The 7,357-nt window shown below is 70.2% G+C and carries 7 protein-coding genes; 2 read left to right on the top strand and 5 right to left on the bottom strand.

Translation table 11 applies throughout. The features are described 5' to 3' along the window. Nucleotides 1-309, top strand: a 309-nt coding sequence (locus HMPREF0591_RS08690; protein ID WP_007168111.1) for an Rv3235 family protein, incomplete at its 5' end; no start/stop codon positions are given. A gap of 3 nt (nucleotides 310-312) precedes the next feature. On the opposite strand, the gene HMPREF0591_RS08685 is transcribed toward HMPREF0591_RS08690, so the two are convergent. From HMPREF0591_RS08685 to mddA, 3 genes are read right to left on the bottom strand one after another with little or no spacing between them, the layout of a single operon-like run. Next, nucleotides 313-1,470 carry a cation:proton antiporter gene (locus tag HMPREF0591_RS08685; RefSeq protein WP_007168110.1) on the bottom strand — a complete coding sequence of 386 codons (1,158 nt, stop codon included), beginning with the start codon at nucleotides 1,468-1,470 and terminating at the stop codon, nucleotides 313-315. 4 nt (nucleotides 1,471-1,474) lie between these two features. Next, nucleotides 1,475-1,957, bottom strand: a complete 483-nt coding sequence (locus HMPREF0591_RS08680; protein WP_007168109.1) for a cation:proton antiporter regulatory subunit — start codon at nucleotides 1,955-1,957, stop codon at nucleotides 1,475-1,477. Between the two features lie 51 nt (nucleotides 1,958-2,008). Continuing rightward, a complete protein-coding gene (mddA, locus tag HMPREF0591_RS08675) occupies nucleotides 2,009-2,764 on the bottom strand; it encodes a methanethiol S-methyltransferase (protein WP_007168108.1) in 756 nt (251 codons plus the stop codon). Between the two features lie 214 nt (nucleotides 2,765-2,978). On the opposite strand from mddA, the gene HMPREF0591_RS08670 reads away from it, so the two are divergent. Then, nucleotides 2,979-4,682, top strand: a complete 1,704-nt coding sequence (locus HMPREF0591_RS08670) for an ABC transporter ATP-binding protein/permease (protein ID WP_208857738.1) — start codon at nucleotides 2,979-2,981, stop codon at nucleotides 4,680-4,682. A 79-nt stretch (nucleotides 4,683-4,761) separates the two neighbouring features. Here HMPREF0591_RS08670 and HMPREF0591_RS08665 read toward each other — a convergent pair whose 3' ends face one another. Both HMPREF0591_RS08665 and HMPREF0591_RS08660 read right to left on the bottom strand, forming a co-directional pair. After that, nucleotides 4,762-5,562 carry an adenylate/guanylate cyclase domain-containing protein gene (locus HMPREF0591_RS08665; RefSeq protein ID WP_007168106.1) on the bottom strand — a complete coding sequence of 267 codons (801 nt, stop codon included), beginning with the start codon at nucleotides 5,560-5,562 and terminating at the stop codon, nucleotides 4,762-4,764. A 52-nt stretch (nucleotides 5,563-5,614) separates the two neighbouring features. Then, nucleotides 5,615-7,165, bottom strand: coding sequence for an HD domain-containing phosphohydrolase (locus HMPREF0591_RS08660; protein WP_040622122.1), 1,551 nt, complete (start codon nucleotides 7,163-7,165; stop codon nucleotides 5,615-5,617). Nucleotides 7,166-7,357 lie beyond the last annotated feature (192 nt).

Here is a 7,357-nt window from a genome sequence, read left to right as displayed (position 1 = left end):
GCCGACGCCGCGCTGCGCCGGGTGCTGGAGGTCATCGACCGCCGCCGCCCGGCGGCCCAGCTGCGCCCCCTGCTGGCCCCCAGCCTGGTGGATTCCGTTGTCTCGGTGGGCCACTCGCTCACCGGTCACGAGGGCGCCGCGGTGCTGCGACGGCTACGCCTGCAGCCCGCCGGGCACCGGGACCCGGAGTCCGCGGCCGAGGTATGCGGCTCGTACAGCCGCGGGCGCCGCATCCACGCCCTCGCCTGCCGCGTCGAGCGGGTGGGCGCCGGCGGACGCTGGCTGGTGGTCGCGCTGCACATCGGGTGACCGTCAGGGCAAGGCGCCATGGCTGGGTGCCAGCGGCCCCCCGGTGTAGCGGGCCAGCACCGGCCCGGCGATCGCCATGATGAAGACGTAGGACGTCGCCAGCGCGGCGACCGCGGGAATGGACGTGCCCGCCAGCCCGATGATGATCAGGGAGAACTCGCCGCGCGCGATCAGGGCGGTGCCCGCGCGCAGCTGCCCGCGCCGGGCGACCCCGTCGCGCCGGGCGGCGAACATCCCGGTGGCCACCTTGGTTGCGGCGGTCACCGCGGCAAGCGCGAGCGCCACCGGGAGCATCGGCACCAGCTCCTGCGGGTCGACCGCCCAGCCGATCGCCAGGAAGAAGATGGCGGCGAACAGATCGCGCAACGGCCCGAGCACCTTTCGTGCCCGGTCCGCGGTTTCTCCGGTCAGCGTGAGGCCCACCAGGAACGCGCCCACGGCGGCCGACGCGTGCAGCGATTCGGCCATCGCCGCCACGATCAAGGTGATGCCCAGCACCCGCAGCAGCAACTGTTCGGAGTCGGGGTGCTCGACCAGCCGGCCGAAATGGTGGCCCCAGCGGTAGGACGCCGCGAACGCCGCGACCAGAGCGCCGATCGCCACCGCCATGCCGACGACGGCGCGCAGCCATCCGCCGCCCGCCGCGAGCACGGCGAACGGCGGCAGGTAGGCCGCCATCGCGAAATCCTCGAGCACGAGCACCGACAGCACCGAGGGCGTCTCGCGGTTACCGATCCGGCGCAAATCCTCCAGCAGCCGGGCCACGACGCCGGACGAGGAGATGTAGGTGACGCCGGCCAGGCAGAGGATCGCGACGCCGTCCAGGCCCAGCAGCCAGCCGGCGACCGCGCCGGGGGCGGCGTTGAGGACGACGTCCACGCCCGCCGACGGCAGGTGGTGGCGCATGCTGCTGGCGAATTCGGCCACGGAGAATTCCAGGCCCAGCGTCAACAGCAGCAACACGACACCGAGGGGCGCGCTGGTGGTGACGAAGTCGCCCGCGGCCGCCACCGGCAGAATCCCGCCCTTGCCCAGCGACAGGCCGGCCAGCAGGTACACGGGGATGGGAGACAACGCGAACCGGCGGGCGAGGCCCCCCACGATGGCCAGGGCCGTCAGGAGGGCGCCGAGCTCTAGCAGCAGCGTCCCCGAAACCTGCACCGGCTCAGCCCTTGTCGATAATTTGCTCGACGCCGGCGATGCCGTCCTCGGTACCGATCACGATCAAAACGTCTTGGGCATGCAGCAATTCGGCCGGACCGGGCGAGGCGAGCACTTCCTCGTTGCGCACGATCGCGACGATGGAAGCCCCGGTGCGCGTGCGGGCGTGGGTGTCGCCCAGCGGGTGGTCCACGAACGGGCTGGACGCCAGGATGTGGACCTGACCCGTCTCGAGTCCGGGAATCTCCCGGGCCAGCTCGGTGAACCGCTCGGCGATCCGCGGCGCCCCGAGGATCTGGGCCACGGCCTCGGCCTCTTCGTCGCTGAGGTGCAGGATCGGCCGGGCTTCGTCGGGATCCTCGCGGGCATACCTGACGACGTCGAATTCGCCGCTGCGCCGCGCGATGATGCCGATGCGATCGCCCTTGTGGTCGATGAACTCGTAGCGAAGGCCGACGCCCGGCAGCAGCACCTCCTTGACATCCATACCGTCAATCCTGACAGGTCGGCCGGCGGCGCCGTCACCGGTGCGCGGGGATCAGCCCTGCCGGGCCACGCCCGCGGCCTGCCGGCGCGGAATCGGCAGCAGCATCGACACCTCGCGCCGGTAGGCGCTGTACTGGTCGCCGAGCGACGTGACCAGGTCGCGCTCCTCCAGTTGGGTGGCGACCAGGATGTAGATCGTCATGCCGACCGAGAACAGCAGATGCCCGGCCGTCATCACGGGTGCGGCCCAGAACGCGATGACCATCCCGAGCATCAGCGGGTGGCGCACCACCCGGTAGAGCAGCCGGACGCGGAACTCGATGCTGGTGTAGGGCCGGTGGCGCGACGCCAGATACACCTGCCGCAGCCCGAACAGGTCGAAATGGTTGATCAGGAACGTCGCCAGCAGGGCGATCGCCCAGCCGAGCCAGAACAGCACCCACAGCAGCGCGCGGGCCGCCGGCATTCGCACGTCCCAGATGACCGTCGGCATCGTCCGCCACTGCCAATACAGCAGGGCCAGCACCGCGCTCGACAGCAGGACGTAGGTGCTGCGCTCGATCGACGGAGGCACGAAGCGCGCCCACCATCGCTTGAACGCGGGGCGGGCCATCACGCTGTGCTGCACCCCGAACGCGGCGACCAGCGCCGCGTTGATCAGCGCCGCCTCGGCGAGGGGCGCGGCGAGCCCACGGTCGACGCTTCGTGGCAGCGCGAAGTTGCCCACGAAACCAATGAGATACAAGAAGGCCGCGAGGAAGAGCAGGTACGCCGCGGCGCCGTAACCCAGCGTCAGATATCGCTTCATGTGCTCAGTGTCCGCCGCGTGCGCGCGCTCGCCTATAGGTCATTTGCCTCATTTTTCGGCGCCGCGCTCTAGGCAATTCTGACTAGCTCATTTCCGGGCGCATACCCGCTGGCGGAGTTTGCCATTTGAGGCAAACGCCTCATGCGACGGCGGAAGCGGTGGACCGATGATCGCCTGTGACGAAGTTACCCCGAGAAGGCACGGAGATGAGATCATGACCGAATTAGTTTGTGCGACAACGGCCTCCGATACGCCAGTGGGCGTTCGGATCGATGCGATCGACATCGGCCGGCGCTCCGGCGCGCGGCAAATCCTGCAAACGATGTCGCTTTCGGTGGAACCCGGCGAATTGGTCGCCATCGCCGGCGGCAGCGGAGCGGGCAAGACCACCTTGCTGGAGGTCCTCGCCGGGCTGCGACCGCCGTCGACCGGAGAGGTACGGCACGACGGCGTCGCTCGCCGTCCCCGCGCGGTCACCGACTCCCGAGTGGGTTACGTGCCTCAGGACGACATCATCCACCTGGAGATGCCCCTGCGCCGAACGCTGCGGTACGCGGCACTGCTACGGCTTCCGGCCGGCACCCCCGCGGCGGAAACGGAACGGATCGTCGAGGAGACCATGCGGGACCTCGACTTGGCCGACCGTGCCGACGTGCCGGTACGCGCGCTGTCCGGCGGTCAGCGCAAGCGGGCGAGCATCGCCGTGGAGCTGCTGACCGGGCCGAGGCTTTTCTTTCTCGACGAACCCACCTCCGGGCTGGACCCCTCGACCGCGGCCGAAGTGATGCGCCTGCTGCGCCGGCTCGCCCGGCGCGGGGTAACCGTCATCCTCACCACCCACGAGCCGGCCGGCATCGACCGGTGTGACCGGGTGGTCTTCCTGGCTCGCGACGGCCACCTGGCCTTCACCGGCAGCCCGGCCGCGGCGCGGCGCTACTTCGGTGTGCGGGACCTCACCGAGGTGTACGAGCGCCTGGCGTGCGAGGGCACTCCGCAGATGTGGGCGGAGCGATTCGCGGGCAGCCGCGTCTATGCGTCAACCCGACACGGCTCCCTCCCGCGGCGCGTCGCCCACACCCCGCCCGCCCTCAAGCACACCGGCGGGCTCCGACAATGGTGGCTCCTGACCCGGCGCAATGTCGACGTTCTCTCTCGCAACCGGCTGACCCTGGCCATCCTGCTCGGCTCGCCGGTGCTGGTGACGGTGATGATGGCGACGCTGTTCAAGCGCGGCGAGTTCGATCCGCGTGCGGCAGCCGGGGTGGGTCCGGCCCAGATCGTGTTCTGGATCGCTTTCGACGGCTTCTTCTTCGGCCTCACCTACGGCCTGCTCCAGATCGTCGGAGAGATGGCCGTTTTCCGGCGCGAACGGTTGGCCGGGCTGAGCGTGGGCGCCTACGTGGCCTCGAAGATCGCGGCGCTGCTGCCGGTCTTGGCGGCAGTGAGCGCGGTGTTACTGATCGTGCTGCGCTTGCTCGGTCGGCTCCCCGCGGTCGGATGGGACGTCTACGCCTTCCTGTTTGCGACGATTCTGATCGAAGCGACCTCTGCCCTGGCGTTGGGCCTGTTCGCCTCGGCCGCGGTTTCCAATGCCGCGCAGGCGGCCCTGGCCCTGCCGATGCTGTGCTTCCCGCAGGTCCTCTTCGGCGGCGCCATCGTCCCCGTCGACCAGATGGCGGCCCCCGGGCGTCTGATGAGCCTGGTCCTGTCCAACCGCCACGCCTTCGACGCCTTGGGGCGCGGCCTGGCGCTCGACCGCTACACCGCCACGCTGCCGGCCATGTCGGCGTACCACGACACCTTCCACGGTGGCACGGCCGTGAGCCTGATCGCGCTCGCCTCTTTCGCCGTCACCCTCACGCTGGCCACGGCATGGGTGCTGGACCGGCGGTCGAGGCCGGGCGCATCGCCACGCTGACGCCCCGCCCGGCCCGGCCCGCGATCCTCCACAGGATCGCGGGCTGAGTCCGCGCCCCGCGCAGGGACTGTCGGAATACTCACATCTTCCGGCTGAAGGCGCCGAGCGGGTCTTGCCGCCCGCGAAGATTCAGGATGCGTTGCCGCGTGCCGGCCATGAGCTCGTCGGCGACTCCGCGGGCAACCAGCAACTCGCCCCCGGCGGCGTGTTGTTGCATCCGGGCCGCGGCGTTGACCGGGCTCCCGAGGGCGGTGAAGTCGACCACCGCCCCGCCGACGTTGCCGACGTACGCCACGCCCGCGTTCACCGCTATTCCCACGTCCAGCCAGGGCCCCTCGGGGGTGCCGTATCCGACCGCTTCGAGCAGCTCGATCCCCGCCAGAACCGCTCGCCGACGATACGACGGCCCGCTGATGCCCCGGACGAAGAACGCCATCACCTCGTCGCCGATCAGCTTGTCGATCACCGCGTCGTGGCGCAGAAGCGTCTGCGTCGCGGCGCCGTAGAACCGGTTGAGCAACGCGGCGAAATCCGCGGCGGGCCGGCGGTCACCGAGCGCCGTGGAGCCGCGGACGTCGGCGAACAGCACCGCGATGTCCACCTCCGCGCCGCCTCGCGGCAGTGCGTCGCAGCATCGCTCGCACAGGTTCGGGTTCTTGCGCGAACGGCGAAAACCGGCGGCGGCGAAGATCCGGCCGACGGGACCGCCGAACGGGTTGTTGCACAGCTTGCATCGCGGCGCCGACGGCAGATAGCGAAACGCGCGCCTCGCCCGGATCAAGGAAGCGTGGCCGTCGGTGAGTACCTTGTCCCACAGGCCCGACGAGGGGACCGACTGCCGGGCCGGCGCGCCGGCCGCGGATTGGGCAGTGCCAGTCATGGGAAGATGGTCTCGTCGATTTCCCGCCCGCACATGAGGCATCCGCCCCAAATCAGTCGAGCGCGCTGGCGGTCAGGCCGTGCCGTGTCGCGTACAAGCTGGCCCCGATCCTGTTCGAGACCCCGATTTTGGCATAGATGCGCTCGACGTGATTGCGCACGGTCTTCTCGGAAATCCAGAGGGCCGAAGCGATCTCGCGGTTGGATTGTCCGCGCGCAACGTGCAGCAACACCTCGGCTTCGCGCCGCGTCAACCCCTCCGGCCGGACGGCTCTGCGCGACGGCCGGTGACCCGCGGCCTCCAGCACGGCTTCGACCGCATCACCGTCGAGGCGCCCGCGGGCGGCCTCGCTTCGTAGCTGCCGGGCGGCGCCGGTGTCGTCGAGAGCGTCGCGGTGCGGCCGTGGTTCCATTGCGGAGCAATAACTTTCGGCGGCGGCAAGGATCCGATCGCGAACGGAGAGGTCCTCACCCCGGACACCGTTCGGATACCCCGACCCGTCGAGTCGCTCGTGATGGTTCACCGCGGCCTCGCGGACGGCCTTCAGCCCACCGACGCGGGCCAGGATTCTGCCGGTCAGATACGGATGGATCTGCACCCGCTCGCGTTCGGCACCGGTCAACCCGCCCGGCTTTTCCCAGACCCGGTTCGACACGCCGATCCGGCCGAGGTCGTGGACGTAGCCGGCGCGGCGCAAGATGTCGACCTCGTTCTGCGGCAGCCGCGCACATTTTCCGGCGTTCTCCGCCAACTCGGCCACGGCACGGGAATGGCCAAGCGTGAACGGGCACTTGAGGTCCACGAAATCGCCCATGGCGCGCAGCAGTGCGTCGAGCGCGGGACCGGTCAGCGCCTCCCCCGGGTCCGGGGCCAAGTCGGCGGCGGCCGACCATGCGTCCTCGCTGTCGTTGAGCAGCTCGTCGGCGGCCGCCGTGAACGCCGCGACGACATCCGGATCGAACTGTGTGCCGCTGCGCCGGCGGACCTCCGCGACCGCGGCCTCCGCGCCGTACGCGCGATGGTGCACCTCGGCGATGTCGGCAACCTGCGCCACGCGCATCGCCACCGGTATCCGCGCGCCGGCGGCGCCGCCGGGAAGGCCGCTGCCGTCCCATCGTTCGTACGCATAGGGCAGGGCTTCGCACACGTCCGCGCCCAGGCCGATCTCCTCGGCGAGCAGCGCGGCCGACAGGCAATGGGACTGCACCAACGCGCCCAGGTTGCCACGCGCGTCCAGAAAGACTTTGGCCGCCAGCTGCGCCCGTTTCGGCAATGTCGACCCGCGACCGAGGTTGCCCAGCAGGAATCGCCGGTACGGCGCCCCCGACCAGTCGATGAAGTGGCTGTCGTGTCGCATCGCGATGTCGTCGCCGAACCAACGCGCGTACTCGTGGGAGTCGGCGTGACAGCCGATCCACATCACCAGGCCGGTGTAGAAAACGGTCCCGCGCTCACGTTCACCGAGCCCCAGCCGCTCGGCGAGCCTGGTGCCCATGGCCGCCGACCGCAGCATGTGGTCCATCGGCTGGCCGAGCCCGAGGTCGACCGCCAGGGACAGCGCCGCCAGCACCTCGATTCGCGACACAGCTCCGTCGAAGGGCATGAAACTCGCCCCTTCCTTGACCGGGCGCGGTCGCGGGGTCATCTGTAGCCACCCAGCAGGTGATGCCTGATTAGCGTATGGCATCGGCGTTGCTGCCGGGTGGAAAAACGGCGGCTCCCGGCGCGCCTAGCGCCGCTTGACCGATTTCGGCGGCTTGGCGCCGCGGCCCTGTTGCCGCGCGGCCGCGCGTCG

It is taken from the genome of Mycobacterium parascrofulaceum ATCC BAA-614 (genome assembly GCF_000164135.1).
GTDB lineage: Bacteria > Actinomycetota > Actinomycetes > Mycobacteriales > Mycobacteriaceae > Mycobacterium > Mycobacterium parascrofulaceum.
The sequence above is the reverse complement of the archived record's forward strand: the minus strand, read 5'-3'. Positions and strand labels throughout refer to the sequence as shown.